This window comes from Bacillus sp. MMSF_3328 (genome assembly GCF_030733525.1).
Taxonomy (GTDB): domain Bacteria; phylum Bacillota; class Bacilli; order Bacillales; family Cytobacillaceae; genus Bacillus_AB; species Bacillus_AB infantis.
The window spans coordinates 61,103-82,637 of sequence record NZ_JASHIV010000017.1 but is presented as its reverse complement, the minus strand read 5'-3'; the positions used below and the strand labels follow the sequence as shown (position 1 = coordinate 82,637).

Sequence of the window (21,535 nt, the reverse complement as noted above, 5' to 3'; positions counted from 1 at the left end):
GGAAGATATGCATAGAGGAACGCTTTGGCGCCTCTATGCATATTTTTTTATATGGAGCCCCAAAGCTTCATGGGAAAATGTGTATTTTTTATGATATCAGTTGACGGATTCTCACGTAGTGATGTATGATTATCCTGTTTTTGCAAACCATTGTGCAAAGCATATTCAATAATAGAAAGGTGGGTCGTCAGGGTATACTTTTAAAGCGCCTGAACTAGCCATGAGAGGGCTAGTTGACGAGGAGGAGGTTTATCGATTTTTCGGCGGATGCCTCCCGGTTGAGCAAGCACAACCGAAAATCCTTCTTTAAAGCATCAAGGCAACTTGGTGGACAAAGAGAGGGATATGCTTCTGAACAAACAAAAACTAGAGATAAGGGGGCAAGTATGCCCTCTAAAAAAGGCTTCTTGCCCCCTTTATTAGGGAGGACACAGAAGTATGTGCGGAATTGTAGGTTATATCGGAAACACTGATTCAAAGGAAGTATTATTAAAAGGCTTGGAAAAGCTTGAATATAGAGGCTATGACTCAGCAGGGATCGCGGTCATGAACGAAAACGGTGTTCATGTTTTCAAGGAAAAAGGCCGCATTGCCGACCTGCGCAGCATCGTTGATGGAGATGTGGAAGCCCACACCGGGATCGGACACACGCGCTGGGCGACTCATGGTGTACCGAGCAAAAAGAATGCCCATCCCCACCAGAGTGCGGGCGGACGCTTCACACTCGTACACAACGGTGTTATTGAAAACTATGACCAGCTGAAGCGCGAATTTCTGAGCGGTGTAGAGCTTCAGAGCGATACGGACACAGAAGTCATCGTCCAGCTGATTGAGCTGTTCGTAAATGAAGGGGAAGCAACAGAAGATGCTTTCCGCAAGACACTGCGCCTGCTGAAGGGTTCTTATGCATTGGCGCTCCTTGATGAGCAGAATGATGAAACGATCTTTGTAGCGAAGAACAAGAGCCCGCTTCTTGTCGGTCTTGGCGACACATTCAATGTGGTTGCGAGCGATGCAATGGCAATGCTTCAGGTGACAGATCAGTATGTCGAGCTGATGGATAAAGAAATCGTCATCGTTAAAAAGAACGAAGTCATGATCCAGGATATGGACGGCCAAATCATTGCCAGAAATCCATACACAGCAGAGCTTGATGCAAGCGATATTGAAAAGGGCACATACCCTCACTATATGCTGAAGGAAATTGATGAGCAGCCGCTTGTGACACGCCGCATCATCCAAAAATACCAGAATGCAAATGGTGAATTGGTCATCGATCAGGACATCCTTGATGCGATGAATGAAAGCGACCGGATCTACATCATCGCAGCTGGTACTTCTTATCATGCCGGACTGGTCGGCAAGCAGTTCATCGAAAGAATGGCTAAGATTCCGGTGGAAGTCCATATTGCCAGCGAATTTGGCTACAATATGCCGCTTCTTTCAGAAAAGCCGCTATTCGTCTTTATTTCACAGAGCGGTGAAACAGCAGACAGCCGTGCCGTGCTTGTGAACATCAAAGAGATGGGCTACAAAGCACTGACCATCACGAATGTTCAGGGTTCAACCCTTTCCCGTGAAGCTGATTACACGCTGCTTCTTCATGCAGGTCCTGAAATTGCAGTTGCTTCAACAAAAGCATATACTGCCCAGCTGGCTGTTCTTGCCATCCTGGCAGAAGTAACAGCGAAGAGCAAAGGACTTGGACTGCCATTTAACCTGGTTCAGGAGCTTGGCATCGTTGCCAATGCTATGGAGGTCCTCTGTGACGGCAAAGAAGAATTCGAAGCGATTGCCCGCGAATATCTGGCAACAACACGCAACGCTTTCTTCATCGGCCGGGGAATCGACTTCTATGTGGGGCTTGAAGGCTCACTGAAGCTGAAGGAGATCTCTTATATCCAGGCTGAAGGCTTTGCCGGCGGAGAGCTGAAGCACGGTACCATCGCCCTGATTGAGGACGGTACACCGGTCATTGCCCTTGCTACACAGGAAAGCGTCAACCTGAGCATCCGAGGAAACGTCAAGGAAGTTGTATCCCGCGGCGCCAACCCATGCATCATCAGCATGAAGGGTCTTGAACAGGAAGAAGACCGCTTCGTGATCCCGGAAGTAAATGAATTGTTAACACCTCTTATCTCTGTTATACCATTGCAGCTGATCTCTTACTATGCTGCCCTGCACCGCGAATGCGATGTAGACAAACCGCGCAACCTGGCTAAATCTGTTACGGTTGAATAAGCGGAAGTAAGGATTATATATAGTTTGTCTAAGGAGGCTCCTTTCAGGATGCCTCCTTTTTGCATAGGTGTGGAAATGTAAAGGTATTAATCAAATGTTTAATTAAGGGCTGCAATTGTACTGCTGTCACAGTATCCAAGGTTTAATCAAACGTTTGATGAAGGAAAGCAACTGGCTGCTGATGCAATAGTGTATGAGACTTTAATCAAACGTTTGACTAAGGGTAACAATGGACTGCTGCTGCAAGGATGTGAGGATTTAATTGAACGTTTGAATAATGGGCTATAAAGATATACTGCATCGCATAGAAGAGGCAAAAGTGAACTGTACACATTATTTTAAAAATTCCCAAAGAATTTTGTCATATATATACGACAAAAGTAAATTATATGTTACAATTTAAGTAACAGAAAAAGGCAATATTGGTGGGAGGCGCGTGTTTGAAAGAAATTCTGGTTAAGAATGCGGTAAAGATTACAAGGATGGAAAAAGGGAACTTGACGCAGGGAGACCTGGCAAAGCTTGTCGGGGTGACCCGTCAGACGATGAATTTGATTGAATCGCAGAAGTATAATCCAACCATTAAGGTCTGCCTGCTGATTGCTGCTGCCCTTGATACATCCGTTGAGAAGCTATTCTGGATGGAGGAATGATTATGAGAATACTGTTTACTTATCTGCCCGTCCTTTCCTTTGTTTTCGTTTTGTTTCTAATGGATGACGGCATCTTCAAGTGGACTTTACTGGTATGTGGAATTGTCCTTGTGGCCCTGGCCAAAATGTTGAGGGTGCGTATGAAGGAAGAGGAAGTCGAGTTTGATGACAGGGTAAATGCCAACATTGCAAAATGGTCACTGCGGAGCATCTATCTGCTGAATTTTATTTTAATCGTGCTGCTGTGTTTGGAAACTGCCAGTTCGGCAGCGATCGGCCTGGACAAAGAAACAATCTTAATTTATCTGCTGGCAACTCTATTTATTCCGTTTTATATTATTCCGGCCATAGTGAAGAAATTATAAGGAGATGAATCAATGAATCAGGATTTAATTATTTTTGGAACTATTTTTCTTGTGCTTGGTTTTCTGGTAGGAGTTAAGAAAATGACGTGGCTTCTATCGGGGTTCAATGAAAAAAGGGTAAGGGATAAAAACAAACTGGCCCATTTAGTAGGGGGAACGGAAGCGGTTCTTGGCATCGTTCTTATTATCGGCGGTATTCTGGGAGTGGGTTCACCGAAGTTTTTGATCATGCTCTGTATAGCCATTATGATGGGGCTCGTATTTTATGTGAACAGCAGGATGGCAGAGTGAATAAGGAGGGAAGCTGCCCCTCCTTATTCTTCTCCTCCGTTAAACCATAGTAGAGCATCATCATCGGGATCGCCGTTATAGTTGATCATGATTTCTTCATCTTTTTTAATATCCTTGTAAGCATAGAAATCAAAAGAGTGATTCTCGAAACTGATTTCATAATCGGCATTCGGCTCATAGGAATGGTTGAACAGCATTCCATATCCAAGGAGAAGGGCAGAATGGTTCGTCCCATACTCGAATACATAGTCGGCGAGCCTCGTTTTTTCAATATATTTATGTTCTTCATTTGGATATGCAAGTACCGGAGCCCTGTGGATCAGCTCTCCCTTTTTGATATCACGGGTAGCGAACACACCTTTATTGGTTTCGTCATCGGTAATGTTTGAGATTCTAACTTCAATCAAGCTTTTCACCTTCGCCTTCATAATCTGTCAATCCTAGTCTGACAGTGTTGGGGCAAAAATGCAATCGCAGGAAGCAATTGGATGACAGTCCCAGGGCTGTGTGGAGCTGATTTGATACCAGCCCGGGTGTTTGTGTGGTAAAGTAATAATAACAGCAGCAAAGGAGGAAATGCAGATGAAAATCACTGATCAGGCACGCGATATTTTAAAGCAGATGTTTGAAAAAGAAAATGCCCGCAATATCCGCATATATTTCGCAGGCTATGGCTGAGGACAGCCAAAAGTAGGACTGGCTCTGGATGAGCCGGAAGAGGACGATAATGTATCAACAATCAATGAAATCACGGTGGCAATCGATCCGATCATTGAACCGAATGTAGAGGATCTGGTCCTTGATCTTAGCGGAGACAAGAAAGGCCTTGTACTGCTGGGGAATACGGGCAATTGCTGCTAGAATAAGAAAGCATGGAAAAGGGCTTCTGCTCTTTCCATGCTTTTTTTGTTGTTCCTCAAGGCACAGGGACAGCCGCAGAGCATGCAGCCTGTTCTCACAAAAAACATGCAGACACACCCGAATTGTACTATAATAAATACCAAAATCAGGGTAATCGGGAGGTGGATAAAATGGCAGAAATATTCCGGCTGCCGGATACTGGAGCGGCTCATGCAAAGCCTGTAAGAGGAAAGGCGATACTTTGCATGGGGAGAAGGTTCATATAATCGCCCTTACAATGTAATCTCATTTCTATTACTGGCTTTGCCCCTTATTTAAGAAACCATTAAAATAAGGAGCTGGCCGAAATGAGCTATGTAAAAGCAGCTGCTGTTTTGCCTGAAGAGCTGATAGCGGAGATCCAGAAATATATTCAAGGTGAGATGATTTATATTCCGAAGCCTGAGGCTGCCCGGCTAAAGTGGGGGGAGTCCTCCGGAGGGCGGAAGCAGATTGATGCACGCAATGAGGAAATCAGGATGGCATTCCGGAACGGAAAGCCGGTCGAAGTGCTGGCGGAAGAATACTTCCTGGCCAATGAAACAATCAAAAAAATAGTCTATTCAAAACAGAAGCGCAGGCAGTAGGTACACTTTGGTTCAGAGTCATTCTCAGCCTATTCCCAGCTGCTGATTTTTCTTATAATTGTCTTTAGAAATCAACAGCCTGATCCGGGACAGAATAGGAGTGAATGAAATGGAACACTTTATCCGGAACGACCAGTATAATTTTATAAAAGAACAGGCAGCCCACCTTGTGAACGGGCACAGTTCAGTAAATGATAAAGGGGTTCTGAATGCACTGAGAGCCATCACAGCCGAGAAGGCTAAAGCACTGTTTCCAGAGCTCACTGCTGAGCAGGAGGAGCTTCTTGCCCCGTTGCCTGATATAAAGGACAGGACAGATGCAGACCGGTTCCTGGAAGGCCTGCAGGCTTATATCATCCCATTTCCGGCAATGGGCGAACAGGCAGCCAGGAAGCTGTTTCCCAAGGCTAAAAAGCTGAAGGTGCCTGAAGCCGGGCTGGAGGAGCAGAAAGGTCTTTCCTACTTTTCCTGGGACGACAAAGGCACTGGGAGAAGGTATATGGCCGTGCTGTATAAAAATAAGCTTGCCGGCCTGACGGGAACCTTCAAGCCGATCAGCCAAAAAGGGATTTGTTCCATATGCGGCAAACATGGAGAGGCAGGACTGTTTGTCTCCCAAAAGAAAGGCGCCGTTCAAGGGACTTACGTAAGAAAAGGCAATTATATTTGCAGCGACAGCATGATGTGCAATCAGAACCTGACCAGCCTTGAGAAGCTGGAGCAATTTGTAGAGCTGGTGAGATAGCATAAATGAAAGACAGGGGCCTGGCTACAGGTCCCTGTCTTTGCAGTAAAGCCCGCGCCGCAGTAAGTTATGAAGAGTATTTTCTCCCGTTATTGAAGCTGATCATCCTTATAGTCAACATAAAGGGTGCCATTCTGCTGAACTTCAGCGTAAAAGACATCAGACAGGGAGGCGCCGCTTTGCTGGAGCTGGTCTTCAAGCCATTCCTGGGAAAGGTTTAAGCCGTCAAGATTCCGGGAGACAAGCTGGCCATCGGAAATGACGGCGGTGCCGACCGGATAGGCATCTTTAGGCACCGGGTTCCCCTGGGCTGCATGGCTTTGCGTCAGCGGGCGTTTTCCTTCTTTTTTAAGCACCGACAGCTTGCCGTCTGTTTCAAACACTGCATAGTCGGCATCAGAGATAGAGAAGATATTTTTCTGCCGAAGCAGGGCATTCAAAGCATCTATATCCAGTCTGGCTTTGCGGAGGGAATCTTCCATCACCTTGCCGTCTTTTATGACAATCAGCGGCTGGCCCTCCAGGAGTAATCTTGCTTTCCGGGATTTGATATCAAGATAACCCATGAGAATGGTGAATACTGCCCAGCCGGTGAGTGCAATGACGCCGCTCCGAAGGGCCACATTCGGGTTAAGGACTGTGTTGGCTGCAATAGATCCAATGGCAATGGCTGAGACAAAATTGAAAAAGGTCATCTGGGCAATTTCTTTCCGCCCCATCAGTCTGGCTAGTAGAAAAAGGACAAGAAATGAAACAGAGATCCTTATGAGCAATTCCGAAATATTCACGTTACACCTCGTTTAGTTTTTATTGGCTGCAAAAAAGTATTTGATTTGCTGACTAATCTGTTCTCCTGCCAAGATGCATCCTTATTTTGGCAGTGGGACATCTTTTTATACATAAAAAAGAAAGAGGGTTGGATTGTATGCTTGAATTATTGCTGATCCGCCATGGCCAGTCAGAAGCAGACCTGCTGAACGTCCACGAGGGCAGGGCGGATTTTCCGCTGACCGGTTTGGGAAGGAGGCAGGCGGGCCTTCTTGCCGAGTTTATCACCGAACACTATCCTCCAGATATCATCTGGGCAAGTACGCTGAAAAGGGCCTATGAAACAGCGGTTATTACAGCTGACAGAGCAGGGTGCGGGCTGAAGACGGATGAAAGGCTGATGGAATTCAATAATGGGGTTCTGGCCGGGATGTCCCGGGAGGAAGCGGGCATCCGTTATCCAGAACCGCCTGAGGGCAGAAAGCCGCATGTGCGCATCGAGAAGGGGGAGTCGATGCTTGAAATGAGATTCCGTGCCGAAACTGTATTGTCAGAGCTGCTGGATGATGCTGAACAAAAAGGATACAAGCGGATTGCTGCGGTTTCGCACGGCGGGTTGATTTCCATGCTGATCCTGGCGCTGCTTGGACTGCCCAATACCAGCACCCGGCTCTTTGCTACAGGAGATACCGGTGTTCATTTGTTCAAGCTGGATCATAAAAGAAGAGTGGCCATGTTTTTGAACAGCCAGCGTCATTTGCCTGATGAATTTTTGAGATAGGAAGGGGCAGGATAGTCTGTTCCTTTTCTTTTTTCCATAAAAAGGGGCTCGTTTCTCAATTTTCGGTCTTTCCAAACCGGGACGGACGAAGTATGATAATTCTATCAAACTGAAAGGGAAGACACTATGGCGGGAATGAATCTCCTTTTCCTATTTGCAATCAGTGTTTATAGTTTATGGGGACTAGGTCATGACCCTTTCTCGAGCCTGCTTTCGGGCGATGACAAGCGTTTTGAAATGATTGTACTGGAGGAGGGCAAGGCTTTTTCGAAAGAAAAACCTTTTGAGCGAAAAGGGAAGCTCCTGGGAACAGCCCCGTATCTTCCATTATTGGCAGCGCCGGCCGGCATGCTGCTTTATAGAAGGTATTTCCGGATGGATATCATGCTGGAAAAATTGAGGTTCCTGCTTACGCCGGTCTTTTTTCATTCTAAGTTTTTTATCTCCTCCTCTGTTAGTGATGGATAAAAATTAATCTGAAAAAAAGAGGTGCATAGATGAGGAATTTAGGATTTGGGGAAATCATGATCATCGTTTTTGTTGCGCTGCTAATATTTGGTCCGCAAAAGCTTCCTGAGCTTGGCAGGGCAGCCGGCAATACGCTTCGTGAATTCAAAAAGGCAACAAAAGGCATCATGGAAGATGATAAAGAGAAAGATAAATAAATAGATGGCAGGACTGCTCCGCCGAGTGAGAGCTCATATTAGAAGCTTTTGCATGCGGGGCAGCTGTTTTGTTCTGGAGGAAAATGATGAAAGAGATGATTGTTGCCCTGATATTGGGCATTGTTGAAGGTCTCACTGAGTTCGCGCCCGTTTCGTCTACGGGCCATATGATTATAGTGGACGATATTCTATTAAAATCCAAAGAGCTTTTCTCGAAGGAAGTAGCCAATACATTCAAGGTTGTCATTCAGCTTGGGTCGATCCTTGCGGTGGTGATTGTGTTCAAGGACCGGTTTATCCAGCTCCTCGGGCTGGGTAAAGGGGGGAAGGAACAATCGGATGGACCGAGGCTGAAGCTTACGCAGGTGATTGCAGGCCTGCTGCCTGCTGCGGTTCTTGGGCTTCTGTTCGAGGATTATATAGATAAGTATCTGTTCTCTGTCAATACAGTGGTAATCGGCCTTGTGGCTGGAGCATTGCTTATGATTGCAGCTGATTATTATTCAAAGAGGAAGCCGGCCATTGAGACAGTGGACAAGATCACTTACCGGCAGGCAATCCTCATTGGATTGTTCCAATGCATCGCTTTATGGCCGGGCTTTTCACGGTCAGGCTCCACAATCTCGGGCGGGGTGCTGCTTGGACTCAGCCATAGGGCAGCCTCTGACTTTACCTTTATTATGGCGGTGCCTGTCATGCTTGGAGCGAGCGGGCTGTCGCTCTTGAAAAATTGGGAGTATTTCACGCCTGATGCCATCCCATTCTTCATTGTCGGCTTCATCAGTGCCTTTGTGTTCGCCCTGGCCTCAATCCGTTTTTTCCTGGCGCTCATCAACAGAATCAAGCTGGTGCCGTTCGCCATTTACAGAATTATCCTGGCGGCAGTCATTTATTTTGTTTTTCTGTGAGGCTAAAGTACAGTTCCAGTATTTAAATATTTACAGAAGCTAGGTTCATAGAGTAAAATTAAAAAAAATTTATCGAAAGATGCGCTTAATCTTTTAAAGAGCGGGGGATCCAACCGGCATACACATGCCTCGGGGTGAATCCTTTACAGGTAGGGCACTCTCAAAGCCCGAATCCGACAGCTAACCTCGTAAGCGTTATTGAGAGGACAAGTCTGCGTTCAAACACAGAGGTCTCGCCCTCTGTGTTTTTTTATGCTAAAAATTCGATTAAGGAGGCTTGCATGATGAAACTATCAACAAAGATTATCATCGCTCTGATTGCGGGGGGCATTGTCGGCTTATTATTGAACTTATATTCCCCGGATTTATTTGAAACACTGAACACCTACCTGTTCACTCCGCTGGGGAAAATATTCCTCAACTTGATCAACATGCTCGTTGTGCCGATTGTTTTCTTCTCCATCACGCTTGGCACCGCCGGTCTCGGCGATCCGAAGAAGCTTGGAAGGATTGGCTTGAAGACAATTTCTTACTTTTTGGCGACTACCTGTATGGCTTTGATCATAGGGATCGCATTCGCCTATATATTCCAGCCGGGAACTGTAGGAACTTTTGATACTACCGGCGCGGAGTTCCAGGCGGAGGAGGCGCCGCCAGTATCAGACACCTTGCTGAATATCATTCCGACAAACCCGATTAAGGCATTTACAGAAGGAAACATGCTGCAGATCATTACCTTTTCTGTTTTCATCGGTTTTGCACTAACCATGCTTGGCGAGAAAACCAGAGGGGTCCTGAAGCTGTTTGACCAGGGGAATGAACTGATGATGTATCTTGTGAACCTGATCATGCGTTTTGCTCCGTATGGAACCTTCGGCCTGATCGTATCGGCAGTCGGCACTCAGGGAGTAGATGCGATTAAAGCGATGGGGCTGTACATGGGTGTGGTCCTTGCAGCGCTGATCGTCCATACACTTGTGACTTACGGGTCATCAGTATACTTTCTGGCAAAGCGTAATCCATTTGAATTCTTCAAGGGCTTTGCCCCTGCAATGAGCGTGGCCTTCAGTACATCGAGCAGTAATGCCACACTTCCGGTTTCCATGAATGTGGCCCAGAAGAACTTGAAGGTCCCTGAATCGGTGAGCAGCTTCGTTCAGCCGCTTGGCGCCACGATCAATATGGATGGAACAGCGATCATGCAAGGTGTGGCCACCATCTTTATCGCGCAGGTATATGGCCTTGATCTGACGTTCACCCAGCTGGTGACAGTCGTTCTGACAGCTGTGCTTGCGAGCATCGGAACAGCAGGCGTGCCGGGTGTCGGCCTGATCATGCTGGCGATGGTCCTTCAGTCTGTTAACCTTCCTGTTGAAGGGATCGCCCTGATCATAGGGATCGACAGGCTTCTTGATATGACGAGAACAGCCGTCAATATTACAGGCGATGCCGCTTGTGCAGTCATCGTCGGTGAATCTGAGAAAAAGAAAAACAGGGAGTTAACCTGATAATAGGGAAAGCAAAACACCGTCCGGATGAAGGACGGTATTTTTTGATGGAACGGGTGAACCGCGGGAAGTACTACGCAGTCGGTTCGGCCGCTTCTTCTATTTTTTTCTGCAGAAGAAGCTTCTTGAGCTGCGGTTTGCTCTTGCGGCTGGCGAGGATATACAGCACATCCCCTGGAAGGATGATGGTGCTGCCGGCCGGGGTAATCAGTTCATCATTGCGGATGATGGCATTCACAAGCGCACCTTTAGGAAACGGGATATCAATCAGGGTCTGCCCGATGATCTGGGCATCATCCTCCATTTCGTATTCAATCATTTCTGCATCGGCCTTTCCGATGGACACAAGCTCAAGCGAATGCATAGGCGTCGTTTTTTTCGGTCCGGTCAGCTTGAGTCTCGCTGCGAGTGCTGTAATCGTTGAGCCTTGAATGAGGCAGCTGGTCAGGACGACGAAGAAGACGACATTGAAGATCTGCTGGCTTCCCTCAACTCCTGCAAGAAGAGGGAAGGTGGCCAATACGATTGGTACGGCTCCCTTAAGTCCGGCCCAGGAAAGGAAAATGAGTTCGTTCGTTTTATATCCCATCCTGATAGTGGACAAGAAGACGGCTGCAGGTCTTGCAATCAATATAAGGATTGCAGAAATGGCGATGCCTTTCAGGAATATATCCAGGCTGAACAGCTCGGAAGGGAACACCAGCAGGCCGAGAATCACAAACATCATGATCTGCATCATCCAGGCAAATCCTTCAGAAAAGCGGAAGATGGTGTGCTTGTAGGCAAGCTCCATGTTTCCGATGATAATGGCAGCGATATAGACGGCAAGAAGGCCGCTTCCGCTCGCAAAGGCTGTAATTCCATATGTTAAAAGTGCAAAGGCTGTGGCAAAGACAGGATAGAGGCCGCCTGAATCAAGATTGATGCGGTTAAGGGCAAACACGGCCAATCTGCCGAAGATCAGTCCAAACAGGAGGCCAATGCTCATCTGGAGGAAAAAGGTTCCGATCAAGGACCAGATGCTTGCTTCCGGAAGGGTGATCAATTCAATCATGGCGACTGTCAGGAAGACAGCCATCGGATCATTGGAGCCTGATTCTGCTTCAAGAGTGGCGCCAATCCGTTCATCGATATTCTTATCCTTGAGGACAGCGAAGACGGCAGCAGCATCCGTTGATCCGACAATGGCACCGAAAAGAATTGATTCGAGCCAGCCTGTCCCCAGAATGAGTTTCGCTGCGGCTGCAACAATTCCGGATGTGAGGATGACGCCGAGGGTGGCGAGTGACAATGATGGGAGGACAACAGGGCGCAGTGTTTTCCACTTAGTCTGGAGGCCGCCTTCAAACAGGATAATGATCAAAGCAAGGACACCGATCATTTGGGCTGTGCTGGCATTGTCGAAATAAATGATGCCCAGTACGTCGCTGCCCATAAGCATCCCGACTGCCATAAACAGCACGAGGGAAGGAACGCCAAGCCGTGAGGAGAATTTAGTAGTCAGCACGCCGGTGATAAACAGAATGGCTGCAAGCAGGATGAATGTATCTGTATGCAAAACATTAATCATGGATATCAGCTCCTTTTTCTATAAATTGACGTCGAGAGTGACAGATGGGGGGTTCTTAGGTGAAATCCCCAGATAGCTATAGGTTTCTGATGGGGATGATTGCTGAAGCCTCTTTTGAATCAGCGACACGGCAATGCCTTTTGAATAGGCATGGTAGCCAAAGGTTTTTCTTAAAGTGTGTGTGCCGACAGGCTCTTCAATGCCTGCGGCCCTGGCAGCCTCATTAATGATCCGGTACGCCTGAACTCTTGTGATTGAATTATGGGACTTCCTTGACTTAAAGAGCGGGTCTTCCCTTTTGAGGCCATTCTCCTTGATGCACTTGTGGAGGGCTTCGCGGACCTGCAGATTGAAATAGATAGGGGGGAAGCAATTTTCAGAGGTATGCAAATAGGAAAGAATAGTTCCGCTTTCATCTGCAGCATCTTTTACCTGCAGATGAAGCAGGTCATTAATGCGTATTCCGGTGTTGATGCCAAGCAGAAATAAGCAATAATCCCTGGATGAGCGGGATTGGAGCCACTCTTTCATAATCAGGATCTTTTGTTTGTCAGTTATTGCACCGACTGTTTTCATTAAATCACCTCCAATGTAACTTAATCCTATTATAGCATATGGTTATGTAACATGGAAAAGAATAGAACCTGCTTTGGCATCCGATGAGTTCTATCTATTTGGAAATAACATGAAATTAAAAATAATTTTTGTTACGATAGAAAAAAAGCCCGGCTCTTATAAAAGGAGGAACCATGTTAAAGAAGTTTTTTATGCCTATTATTTATATAAGTGAGTGGGTGGTGTTTTTTTATACTGTCCTCTTTATGATTGGTTTTAATCTAACTTATTACGTAAACATGGTCATCATTGATATGCCTTGGGAAGAACGTACCTCCCTGCCTTTTATAAACACTGTGATTTTCATGACAGGTGCATGTATGGTTTGTTTCCTTTATATCAAATACGTGAAAGGAAGAAGGATTTATCAGAGTGTAAAAGATATCCTTTGGGGTATTCTGTTTGGAGTAAATGGCCTGCTGTGTATCCTTTTGCTGGGTATAAGCCTTATTTTTGAGCTGCCTATTAATGAACGGGTTCTATTGGCATTGGCCTTCATTGCAAGTGCAGGATTTTTTTTGGCGTGCATCAGAAGCCTGTTGCTTTCTTATATAGGACGCCCTTTTTTTTCAGCCAGGTAACCTTACAGCCAACATGGTGATCAGGACCATATAATAAGCGCATGGATGTTAACATCCATGCGCTTATGAAGACTTTTATAACGGGCATATCCCTTTTTAAAAGCTTCTTATAAGAATTTCACACATACAGGGTAAGGAACTGAAACATCCTTCTGCAGCAGGGATAGCCTGCCGCTTTGTGCGTCACGGGCAAACAAAGTGAGGTTTCCGGTTTCCTGGTTGGAGGCAACGATATATCTTTCTGAAGGATCGAGCACAAAGTCGCGCGGCCAGTTTCCTTCAGTTGAAGTATGCTCGATGAAATCCAGCTTGCCTGTTTCTTCATTCACAGAGTATACGGCGATGCTGTCATGTCCGCGATTGGCGGCATAGACAAAGCGGCCGTCAGAAGAGATATGGATGGCGCTTCCCTGGTTATTTTCCCGGAATGTTTGAGGGATGGCCGGTACTGTCTGCATTACCTTGAAGCTGCCGTCATTCGGGCTGTATTCGAGCACGATTACCTCGGAGCTCAGCTCTGTCATCACATAGGCAATATTTCTTTCCGGGTGGAAAACAAGATGCCGCGGACCGCTGCCAGGCTTTACATCCAGTGTGGCCGCTTCCTTCAGCACTCCATCATTTAACTCATAGGTAATGATTTCATCTGTACCCAGGTCAACGGCTGCAATGAATTTTCCATCTGGCGTAAAACCTGCATAATGGGCATGCGGCTTTTCCTGGCGGTCTGGGTTTGGACCTGTACCCTCATGCTGGGCAACCGATGAAGCTGAAAGCAGGGAACCTTCCCCCGTCAGTCCGTAGGCTTCAATTGTACCTTTATGGTAATTGGCAGTCACTGCATAGTCCGAGTCTTTATTTACACTGATATGGCATGGAGATGCACCGTCAGACAGCTGACGGTTCAGTTCCGTAAGCCCGCCGTCATCGCTGATGGAGAACGCGGCTGCGCCGCCTTTCGCCCCTTCCTTTACGACGGAATAAAGGCGTGTTTTATCTTCGCTGACTGTCACATATGTAGGGTTTTCAAGCTCTGCGGCGAGCTTGACATTATCGAGCCTGCCGTTTTCTGTATTCAATTCAAAAGAATAAATGCCTTTGCTGTCGCCTTTTGTGTAGGTGCCAATAAATCCGGAAAAAATATGGTCCTTCATACTAATTCTCCTTTCAAAGTGCGGAATTGCCTCTATTATAGCATGAACCTTTTCAGTCTATTCAGCAGGGCATTGTGAAAAAGCCAAAGGACCTGGCGGGTTAGTCTGCCAGGTCCTTGTGGCCAGCTGAGCCCTTATCCTTTAGGATAGTCTGAATTAGGCTGGCGCGGGTCAGTATAATCGCGGTTCACTTCATCTCTCAGTCTGTCTTCATCTGCAAAGGGGTTGCTTACCACCTTGTCACTGAGAGGGGTGTTTGGATCTATATTTTCATCTGTATACGGGCGGTTTTGATCATTGTGGTCCTGGAATGCATTTTCGCCTTTATCCAGTTCACCGGGGTTAAGCGGATCGACAATATAGTCGTCATACTTATCTTCCTGGTCCGTAGCCCGGATGGCTGTATTCCTGTCTGTTGTGCCTACGAAATCTTCGTCAGTGCGGCGGGCGTCATTGACAGCTCCTCCGGTGAAGATCGTTTCATCATCTGTCAGGCGATCGCGGTTCCGGTCATCGGGATCCACAAGGATCAGGATTCTTCCTTCTTTTACCTCTGCTTCATAACGGCTGGCCTCTTCTTCCGGGATGCCCATGCCGATCAATGCGCCTGCAAGTCCGCCTGCCCCGGCGCCAACCGCTGCCCCGGTCAGTGTTGCAGCAATCGGGCCCGCCGCAACGATCGGTCCAATTCCAGGGATTGCAAGGGCACCGATGCCCACAAGCAGCCCTGTGAGCCCGCCCAATGCTCCGCCGGCAGCAGCGCCAGCCGCAAGGCCTTCCTCTGTCTTCGTCCCGGTTTCCTCGCTCACAGCGTCAAGATCATCACGGTTTTTGCTGATGACTGAAATGTCCTCAGCCCGGTAGCCTTCTGCTTTCAGCCTTTCAATTGTTTCAACCGCTTCATTCTCTGTTGCATATGAGCCTACTACGCGCTTATTATCTTCTGCCATGTTCATTCCTCCTTATTATATAAAAACTTATCTAATAGAATACATACCCTTATGTGAAAAAGGCCTAAACCTCAGCCTGCCTGAAATATATGGCAAAGAACCGCTTCGTACAGGGACACTCACGGGAGTCAGCATTGCAATACTGCAGGGAAATGCTATGATATAATTGTCAGACTTTTTCATGGGAGAAGGGATTGCATTGAGGAACGAATTGCTTAAGATTGGCACAAGAATAGTAGAGAGCAAAGAGCAGCTCGTCAATCACATATTTGAACGGGAATGCCCTTTCTATAAGGAAAAGCTTAAGAAATCGACTGTTGCCAGAAATCAGATAGCTGAATGGCGCAAGGCCTTGATTCAGATCCTGGGTGAATCATTATATATGGATCAGGAGGAAAGCGGGCGCAAAATTGAAGAATGGGCCCGTAACACAGGAGAAACTGCGATAGAAAACGGCGTTCCCCTGGACGAATCCCTCCGTGTGCTGTCCCTGTTCAGATCGGTTATTTGGGACGTTTTCACTGAGGAGCTGGAGAAAAATCAATTTGCTGCTGTCACGATGCTTGATGTCAGCAAAATCATCAACCCGCTCCTGGATGAGGTCGCGTATATATTCAGTAATATTTACATGAACTACAGCACAAGGAAAATAGAAGTAGCCCGGACTGCCCTGCAGGAGCTGTCCGTTCCGGTTGTCCCGATTTCAGAGGATATTGCCGTTCTTCCGCTCGTTGGGGAAGTAGATACAGAGCGCGCAAAATTCATTATGGAAAAATGCCTGAAAAACAGCTCAGAGCTTCAATTAAAGCAGCTGTTCATTGATGTTTCAGGCGTCCCGATGATAGATACGATGGTTGCCCATAATCTGTTTCAGATTGTAAAGTCATTAAACCTGATCGGCGTGAAGGCAACTATGACCGGAATACGGCCGGAAATCGCCCAGACGATCGTGGCCCTCGGGATAGAATTCCGGGAAATCCCCACGAGGGCAAATCTTAAGCAGGCGCTGATGGCAGCAGGATTCGAGCAAACTAAAAGATGATATTTGTGTGAAACTTATATACAAATGAGGAACTGACTGAATATAAAGTGATACACTAATCATATACAGTTGAAGGGAAATCTATTAAGCAGCCTTCTGCAAAAGCGGGGAGTCGAACATGAAGCTGGGATTAATCATCGTTATAGCCATTATCATCCTTTCTTTAATTTTCACCCTTATGCTGGCCGGCAAAAGTGATGCTGACTACTCAAAGTCAGCCAGGAAAAATACGGTCAACCTGACTGTGATTTATGCAGTGGTCATTCTGCTTTCTATTGTCGCGCTGGGTGTCTATATAAAATGGGGAATCTAAAAAAAGTGAAGCGTGCACGCTTCACTTTTTTTAATTGGCTGCCTGCCATTGTCTCTGCACCTGTTCCTGTGCAAGGCGTGCAATTTCCTCTTCTTGTGTCCCTCTATGTGCGATTACATTTGTCATATAATTTTTTCCGCCGTGATTAACGGTTACAGTTACTTGTACCATGCTTGTTTATTCCTTTCTTAATGGTATTTTAATATAGTGATACCATTTTAAAAGGAAAGTGAAACCTGTTTTACTGAAATTATGAGCCTAATCTATTATTTAGAATGGAAGGGGCATTTGCCTTCAATCGGCTTGATATCATCGCCGATGAAGTATTGCTTCCATTCCCGATGCTCAGGATCCCCATAATGGCTGATATTCGGATGCTTTGGCAGTCCATCCCACTTTTCCACTCGTTCCCTGACTTTTTCCCTGGACATAATTCCTCCTTTTGAAGTGCCTTCCAGCCCCTCAAAAATTCTCCGCGGCTGGAATCCCAGCACAAGGCTGTTACCTAGATCCCTTGTTTTCCGCTGCTTATAGGCTGGCGCGTTTCCAAATACAAAGAAGGGCTCTTCCGCAAAAGAGAATGCCCATAGATGGTGGTCCGGGTCCTCTGGATAATCCTTTGGCCAAGGTTTTTCATCCTGATCATGAAGATACTGCAGGATGTTCCAGAAATATTCGCGGTAGTAAGGGATATCCTTCTCTTCTTTTTCCGGCTCCACAAACACAAACAAGCCATGGCGGATAAGCTTAGGGGCATCAAAAAGATCAATGAACTGTTCCAGCGCCTTCGGAAGCTGTGACCAGTCCTCCTGTGAAATATATGCATAGCGCAGCTCCCCGCGGTTTTCAGCAGTCATGCCGAAATAGCACGGGAAGGTCTTGTCTGTGACGGTTTGATGGAAGGTCTTATATTCTTCAATGACCCAGGCAGGCACAATGTCAGGGTTAGTCATATCTTCTTTTGTCAGCAATGATTTTTGGATGGTTTTCATAATCAGCTCTCCTAATGTTTTTTTTCCATAGTGCATGAAAGCCGGCTTCCCGCAGGAGGCCGGCTTCATCTCATGCTTCAAAGATCATTTCTCTTCTTTGCAGTTATTCATCTCTTTTTTCATTCATGCGATTATGCTCCGGATTTATCGGATCAGCGTTATCCGGCGTCATCGGCCGGGCAGGGCCGGAATCCCCAGCTTGAGTGCCCCTGGAGGCATCTGGAGTCATTGATTCTTTAATCTGGGTGGTGCGGGCATCTTTATTGATGCTCGTCTGCTCAATTTTACGGTCAAGCTTTTGCAGATACTTGGCTGCAAAATCCTTTCCTCCTAAACCAAAGGCAAGGCCAAAGGCGAGGGCCAGTCCGCCGAGTATAAGGATAAAGGCGGAATTGACGATGGAATGGGCGACGCCAAGCTGGTCCAGGGCCATAAAGATGGAAATGGCTACAATTGCATATTGTGCCACAGATGAAAGAAGGCGGAAATGAGGGCCTTCCAGCAGGCTTGAAAGCAGCTTCTTTACCAGGGTTCCGAGCCATAATCCAGCTCCAAGAATGACAAGGGCTGCAAGAACATGCGGCAAATAGGCTATGACCCCGGTTGCCAGTGTGACAAGGAAGTCGAGCTTCAACAGGTTCAGAGCCTGTACAACAAATAAGAGGACAACAATGATCTGGGCAATATAGCCGATCAGCTGGGAAATCCCGCTTTTTGCAGCCCCGGTTTTATTTTTTTTGAATCCGATGCTATTAAAATATGAGTCTGCGCCGATTCGTTCAAGAAGGCTGGCAACCATCTGCCTGACCCATTTTCCGAGCCAGATGCCCGCAAGGATAAAGGCGATGGCTACAATGATATTCGGGATCATGGTGAGGACATCGTTCAGCATGGCAATCGCGGGCTGTGATATTCCTTCCAGATCCAATTCTTCGAGTGCCGCAATTACGACCGGGATCATAATGAAGACAAAGACGATATAGCCGGCAACAGATGAAAGGGTGGTCCCTTCAAACAGCTTGGACAGGCCGAAACGCCCGACAAGCTTTTCCGTACCGATGCTCTGCAGGAAGCTCGTGACAATATCACGGACCAGCTTGGCGATGAACCAGCCGATAAACAGAATAAGGGCAGCGGCAAGGAGTTTAGGAAGGAAAGCCAGAATATCATTGAGCATGCTGGCAAACGGTCCGGAGACTCCCTCGAGATTCAAGGCTGACAGCACGGCAGGAAGGGAAATCAGCAGAACCAGATAGAATACAATATTGGCAGCTTTATCGACGATATTGGAGGAATCGTGATCTCCTTTAATGAATTTATATTTGTTCAGTGTTTCATGGACGCGAAGCGTTCTGCCTCCACGCTTGATGAGAAACTTGAGGGCGGATGCCACCAGCCAGGCAGCCAGCAGGATCAAGGCAGCCTTTAGAATGCTTGGGATGGCACCTGTAATAGTCGAGAACATGCCTACTAGCGGAGTAGCCAGGAAGCTTAAGTTTAAGATATTGAAGAACCAAATAAAGACAAAAATGAGAATGAGAATATAAACGATTTTGCTTATGATTTTCTCAGGGGAATACTTTCTGTTTCCCGACTCGGCAAACAGTTTGTTATCAAGATTGGTTTTGCGGAGGCCTTTCAGGACCGCCTTTTTAACCGCCTTTGCAATGATCCATCCCAACAGGAGGACGACTAATGCCAGCAAAAGGTCGGGAAGCTGGTTCAGATAGCCATTCCAGCCATTCCAAAAAGCATAATTATTATCCAACTAGATCCACTCCTTAACATAGATATTTACATTTACCCAGTGAGTTAGCAGATAAACAGGCTGCAGGCAGCCGAATTGGAAAATAAAGTTTGGAAAAGCAAAACCTTTTTCCTGTGAAGCAGTCTAATATTCAGGAAAACAAGAGGGGGATCGATCAGCCTTGGAGCATATTGTCCGCAAAGCCATAAAAGGGGATGATGAAGCTTTTCTTGATATCATCCGTTCCTGCAAGGCAGATTTGTATAAAACCGCACTCGCCTATATGCGAAATGAGGAAGAAGCTCTTGAGGCCGTGCAGGAAGTAACCTTCCGGGCTTACAGGAGCATAAAAGATCTGAAGCAGCCTGCCTATTTCAAGACATGGATCATCCGTATCATGATCCATTACTGCTGCGACAGGCTCAAGAAGCAACACAGGCTCGTATATAATGAACAGCTGCTCCCCGCAGCGGGCGGGGAAGAGGATACTCTTCTATTCGAGGTCCAGGATGCAATGGAGGCGCTCGATGACCGCTCCCGTGAACTGCTGACGCTAAAATACTTCCACGATCTTAAAATCAAGGAAGTGGCTGCCCTGTACAACCGTCCGGAAGGAACCGTGAAAACATGGCTCAATAAAGCGTTAAAGTCATTAAGAGAGAAGCTCGAGGAAAGCGGGGGGAAGATGGATGTTTGAAAAGGAAGAAAAAAAGCTTGAAGCCATACGGGAGCGGTATCAGGAGTTTCCTGTGCCGGATGAACGGCTGGAGGAAGCAATCATGAAAGGGTTCCGGCAAGCCAAAGCAGCTTCCCCGAAGAAGCGGTTCATCAAAAGGAGCTGGCTGCCCGGTCTTGCAGCCGCCCTGCTATTGCTCGGATTTTTGACCAGCATCAGAGTTTCACCGGCCTTTGCCAACTATGTCGCAGAATTGCCAGGTATGGAAAAGCTGGTGGACCTTATCCGGTATGACAAGGGCTGGATATCCGCCGTGGAGAATAACTATATGCAGCCGCTCGGCATATCCCGGGAGAAAAACGGGGTCCGAGTGACGCTTGATGGTGCTATCCGGGATGAACGGGGGCTGGTGGTGTTTTATACAGTTGAGTCAGAGGAGAAACAGGTGCTCCAAACGGAGAGGATTATTTTAACTGGTGCAGATGGCAAAGAGCTTCCGCCGGGTGCTACTAGTTATGGAGGTGCTAGTTATACTGAGGAGCCAGTTAATTCAGTAAGTGATTCAATAGATTACTTTGCTATTGAACCTTTAAAAGCAACTGAATTCAAGATAGAGGTGAAAATTAAAACAGAGAAGGGGCTTGAATCATTTGAAATGGATTTTTCTGTGGAAAACTTAAAAGCGAATAAGAAGGTGTATACGCTAAACAAGACCGTATCTATTAAAGGTCAGAAAATCACCTTCAAGAACGTAACTATATATCCATTGCGCGCAGCTGTACATGTGACGTTTGATCCGGAAAATAACAAGAAGATCTTTAATTTGGACGATCTGAGGCTTGTTGATGAAAATGGAGAAGTTTGGTCAGGGATTGTAAACGGAGCAACAGCAAGCATTTTAGCTGAAAACGAAAAGATTTTCTATCTGCAGAGCAATTACTTTAAAGAGCCTAAGCAGCTGTACCTGACACTAAATAAAGTAATGGCTATAGATAAAGAGGATACAGAAGTGGTTATTAATACAGAAACACTAAAAATTATAAAGCAGCCAAAGGCTGAAAAATTGTCAGGGGTGAACTTGGAAGGGAGAAATTTATCTGTAAAGGTTCGTGCTGGTCAAGACTACCACCACCAGCTTTTCATAACTGCCAAAGATGCTGAAGGTAGAGATCTGAGCAACGGGAGCTCATTCTTTCAAACCAGCGTAGATGGTGTATACCAGGAATATGGGTTGATGCTATCAGAGGCAGACCCGCTAAAATACAAAAATCCAATCACTCTTGAACTAGGTGCGTTTCCTACCTGGATTAAGGGGGATATAAAGCTGCCACTGAAATAGGAAATGAGAGATCTGGAGTTTTCAATGATAGTGCCGGACAACAACAGGCAAGCCCTGTCTGTTCTATATGGGACCATTTATTGAAACGGAGAATTTGTTAGAACCAGGCCGAAATGAAGTAATGCGGCCTGGTTTTACTTATGA

Annotated in this window: 24 protein-coding genes and 1 riboswitch; of the genes, 15 read left to right on the top strand and 9 right to left on the bottom strand. The window is 46.5% G+C overall.

The features are described 5' to 3' along the window. The first annotated feature begins 438 nt into the window (after positions 1–438). The 4 genes from glmS to RBB45_RS20795 all read left to right on the top strand — a co-directional run bounded on the left by glmS (position 439) and on the right by RBB45_RS20795 (position 3,550). Entirely contained in the window at positions 439–2,241 is a 1,803-nt protein-coding gene (glmS, locus tag RBB45_RS20810; RefSeq protein WP_224952215.1) for a glutamine--fructose-6-phosphate transaminase (isomerizing), read from the top strand. Between the two features lie 440 nt (positions 2,242–2,681). After that, entirely contained in the window at positions 2,682–2,894 is a 213-nt protein-coding gene (locus tag RBB45_RS20805; protein WP_129614017.1) for a helix-turn-helix transcriptional regulator, read from the top strand. A gap of 2 nt (positions 2,895–2,896) precedes the next feature. Further along, positions 2,897–3,259: a hypothetical protein gene (locus RBB45_RS20800; protein ID WP_022543228.1), complete on the top strand. Its 363-nt coding sequence runs from the start codon at positions 2,897–2,899 to the stop codon at positions 3,257–3,259. Between the two features lie 12 nt (positions 3,260–3,271). Continuing rightward, the gene (locus RBB45_RS20795) at positions 3,272–3,550 is read left to right on the top strand and encodes a DUF3784 domain-containing protein (RefSeq protein WP_009795689.1); all 279 of its coding nucleotides are present in this window, start codon (positions 3,272–3,274) and stop codon (positions 3,548–3,550) included. A gap of 23 nt (positions 3,551–3,573) precedes the next feature. Here the strand turns inward: RBB45_RS20795 and RBB45_RS20790 are convergent, their stop codons facing one another. After that, on the bottom strand, positions 3,574–3,957 hold the full coding sequence (locus RBB45_RS20790; protein ID WP_035403454.1) for an SET domain-containing protein: 384 nt from the start codon (positions 3,955–3,957) through the stop codon (positions 3,574–3,576). An 801-nt stretch (positions 3,958–4,758) separates the two neighbouring features. On the opposite strand from RBB45_RS20790, the gene RBB45_RS20785 reads away from it, so the two are divergent. Both RBB45_RS20785 and RBB45_RS20780 read left to right on the top strand, forming a co-directional pair. Continuing rightward, positions 4,759–5,037, top strand: a complete 279-nt coding sequence (locus RBB45_RS20785; protein WP_129614019.1) for a CD3324 family protein — start codon at positions 4,759–4,761, stop codon at positions 5,035–5,037. Positions 5,038–5,146: 109 nt separating this feature from the next. Beyond that, a complete protein-coding gene (locus tag RBB45_RS20780; protein ID WP_306010292.1) occupies positions 5,147–5,782 on the top strand; it encodes a FusB/FusC family EF-G-binding protein in 636 nt (211 codons plus the stop codon). Positions 5,783–5,871: 89 nt separating this feature from the next. On the opposite strand, the gene RBB45_RS20775 is transcribed toward RBB45_RS20780, so the two are convergent. Then, entirely contained in the window at positions 5,872–6,570 is a 699-nt protein-coding gene (locus RBB45_RS20775; RefSeq protein WP_306010291.1) for a DUF421 domain-containing protein, read from the bottom strand. A gap of 137 nt (positions 6,571–6,707) precedes the next feature. Between RBB45_RS20775 and RBB45_RS20770 the strand changes: the two genes are divergently transcribed. The 5 genes from RBB45_RS20770 (at position 6,708) to RBB45_RS20750 (ending at position 10,412) form a co-directional block, all read left to right on the top strand. Next, on the top strand, positions 6,708–7,331 hold the full coding sequence (locus tag RBB45_RS20770; RefSeq protein ID WP_224952211.1) for a histidine phosphatase family protein: 624 nt from the start codon (positions 6,708–6,710) through the stop codon (positions 7,329–7,331). A gap of 126 nt (positions 7,332–7,457) precedes the next feature. Continuing rightward, entirely contained in the window at positions 7,458–7,799 is a 342-nt protein-coding gene (locus tag RBB45_RS20765) for a hypothetical protein (RefSeq protein ID WP_009795698.1), read from the top strand. Positions 7,800–7,828: 29 nt separating this feature from the next. Next, positions 7,829–7,996: a twin-arginine translocase TatA/TatE family subunit gene (locus tag RBB45_RS20760; RefSeq protein ID WP_009795699.1), complete on the top strand. Its 168-nt coding sequence runs from the start codon at positions 7,829–7,831 to the stop codon at positions 7,994–7,996. A gap of 86 nt (positions 7,997–8,082) precedes the next feature. Then, positions 8,083–8,904, top strand: a complete 822-nt coding sequence (locus RBB45_RS20755; protein ID WP_022543233.1) for an undecaprenyl-diphosphate phosphatase — start codon at positions 8,083–8,085, stop codon at positions 8,902–8,904. Between the two features lie 72 nt (positions 8,905–8,976). Next, positions 8,977–9,114: riboswitch (cyclic di-AMP (ydaO/yuaA leader) on the top strand. 74 nt (positions 9,115–9,188) lie between these two features. Next, the gene (locus RBB45_RS20750) at positions 9,189–10,412 is read left to right on the top strand and encodes a dicarboxylate/amino acid:cation symporter (protein ID WP_022543234.1); all 1,224 of its coding nucleotides are present in this window, start codon (positions 9,189–9,191) and stop codon (positions 10,410–10,412) included. Positions 10,413–10,485: 73 nt separating this feature from the next. Here the strand turns inward: RBB45_RS20750 and RBB45_RS20745 are convergent, their stop codons facing one another. The 4 genes from RBB45_RS20745 to RBB45_RS26395 all read right to left on the bottom strand — a co-directional run bounded on the left by RBB45_RS20745 (position 10,486) and on the right by RBB45_RS26395 (position 15,282). Beyond that, on the bottom strand, positions 10,486–11,982 hold the full coding sequence (locus tag RBB45_RS20745) for a potassium/proton antiporter (RefSeq protein ID WP_009795703.1): 1,497 nt from the start codon (positions 11,980–11,982) through the stop codon (positions 10,486–10,488). An 18-nt stretch (positions 11,983–12,000) separates the two neighbouring features. Then, the gene (locus RBB45_RS20740; RefSeq protein ID WP_306010290.1) at positions 12,001–12,558 is read right to left on the bottom strand and encodes a tyrosine-type recombinase/integrase; all 558 of its coding nucleotides are present in this window, start codon (positions 12,556–12,558) and stop codon (positions 12,001–12,003) included. 727 nt (positions 12,559–13,285) lie between these two features. After that, positions 13,286–14,332 (bottom strand): lactonase family protein, encoded by a 1,047-nt coding sequence (locus tag RBB45_RS20735; RefSeq protein ID WP_009795707.1) that lies wholly within the window; start codon positions 14,330–14,332, stop codon positions 13,286–13,288. 134 nt (positions 14,333–14,466) lie between these two features. After that, the gene (locus tag RBB45_RS26395) at positions 14,467–15,282 is read right to left on the bottom strand and encodes a general stress protein (RefSeq protein WP_009795708.1); all 816 of its coding nucleotides are present in this window, start codon (positions 15,280–15,282) and stop codon (positions 14,467–14,469) included. A gap of 199 nt (positions 15,283–15,481) precedes the next feature. Between RBB45_RS26395 and RBB45_RS20725 the strand changes: the two genes are divergently transcribed. Next, complete coding sequence (locus tag RBB45_RS20725; protein WP_022543236.1) at positions 15,482–16,324, top strand: STAS domain-containing protein; 843 nt, start codon at positions 15,482–15,484, stop codon at positions 16,322–16,324. Positions 16,325–16,442: 118 nt separating this feature from the next. Beyond that, entirely contained in the window at positions 16,443–16,637 is a 195-nt protein-coding gene (locus RBB45_RS20720; protein WP_009795711.1) for a hypothetical protein, read from the top strand. Positions 16,638–16,667: 30 nt separating this feature from the next. Here the strand turns inward: RBB45_RS20720 and RBB45_RS20715 are convergent, their stop codons facing one another. The 3 genes from RBB45_RS20715 to RBB45_RS20705 form a co-directional block, all read right to left on the bottom strand. Then, on the bottom strand, positions 16,668–16,808 hold the full coding sequence (locus RBB45_RS20715) for a BA3454 family stress response protein (protein WP_009795712.1): 141 nt from the start codon (positions 16,806–16,808) through the stop codon (positions 16,668–16,670). 95 nt (positions 16,809–16,903) lie between these two features. Next, positions 16,904–17,629: a YqcI/YcgG family protein gene (locus RBB45_RS20710; protein ID WP_094769383.1), complete on the bottom strand. Its 726-nt coding sequence runs from the start codon at positions 17,627–17,629 to the stop codon at positions 16,904–16,906. Between the two features lie 103 nt (positions 17,630–17,732). Continuing rightward, complete coding sequence (locus RBB45_RS20705) at positions 17,733–19,397, bottom strand: mechanosensitive ion channel (RefSeq protein ID WP_306010289.1); 1,665 nt, start codon at positions 19,395–19,397, stop codon at positions 17,733–17,735. Between the two features lie 160 nt (positions 19,398–19,557). On the opposite strand from RBB45_RS20705, the gene RBB45_RS20700 reads away from it, so the two are divergent. Beyond that, positions 19,558–20,073 (top strand): sigma-70 family RNA polymerase sigma factor, encoded by a 516-nt coding sequence (locus tag RBB45_RS20700; protein ID WP_148951019.1) that lies wholly within the window; start codon positions 19,558–19,560, stop codon positions 20,071–20,073. Beyond that, positions 20,066–21,391 (top strand): DUF4179 domain-containing protein, encoded by a 1,326-nt coding sequence (locus RBB45_RS20695; protein ID WP_129614025.1) that lies wholly within the window; start codon positions 20,066–20,068, stop codon positions 21,389–21,391. Before RBB45_RS20700 ends, RBB45_RS20695 begins: the two co-directional genes overlap by 8 nt. The last annotated feature ends 144 nt before the right edge of the window (positions 21,392–21,535 follow it).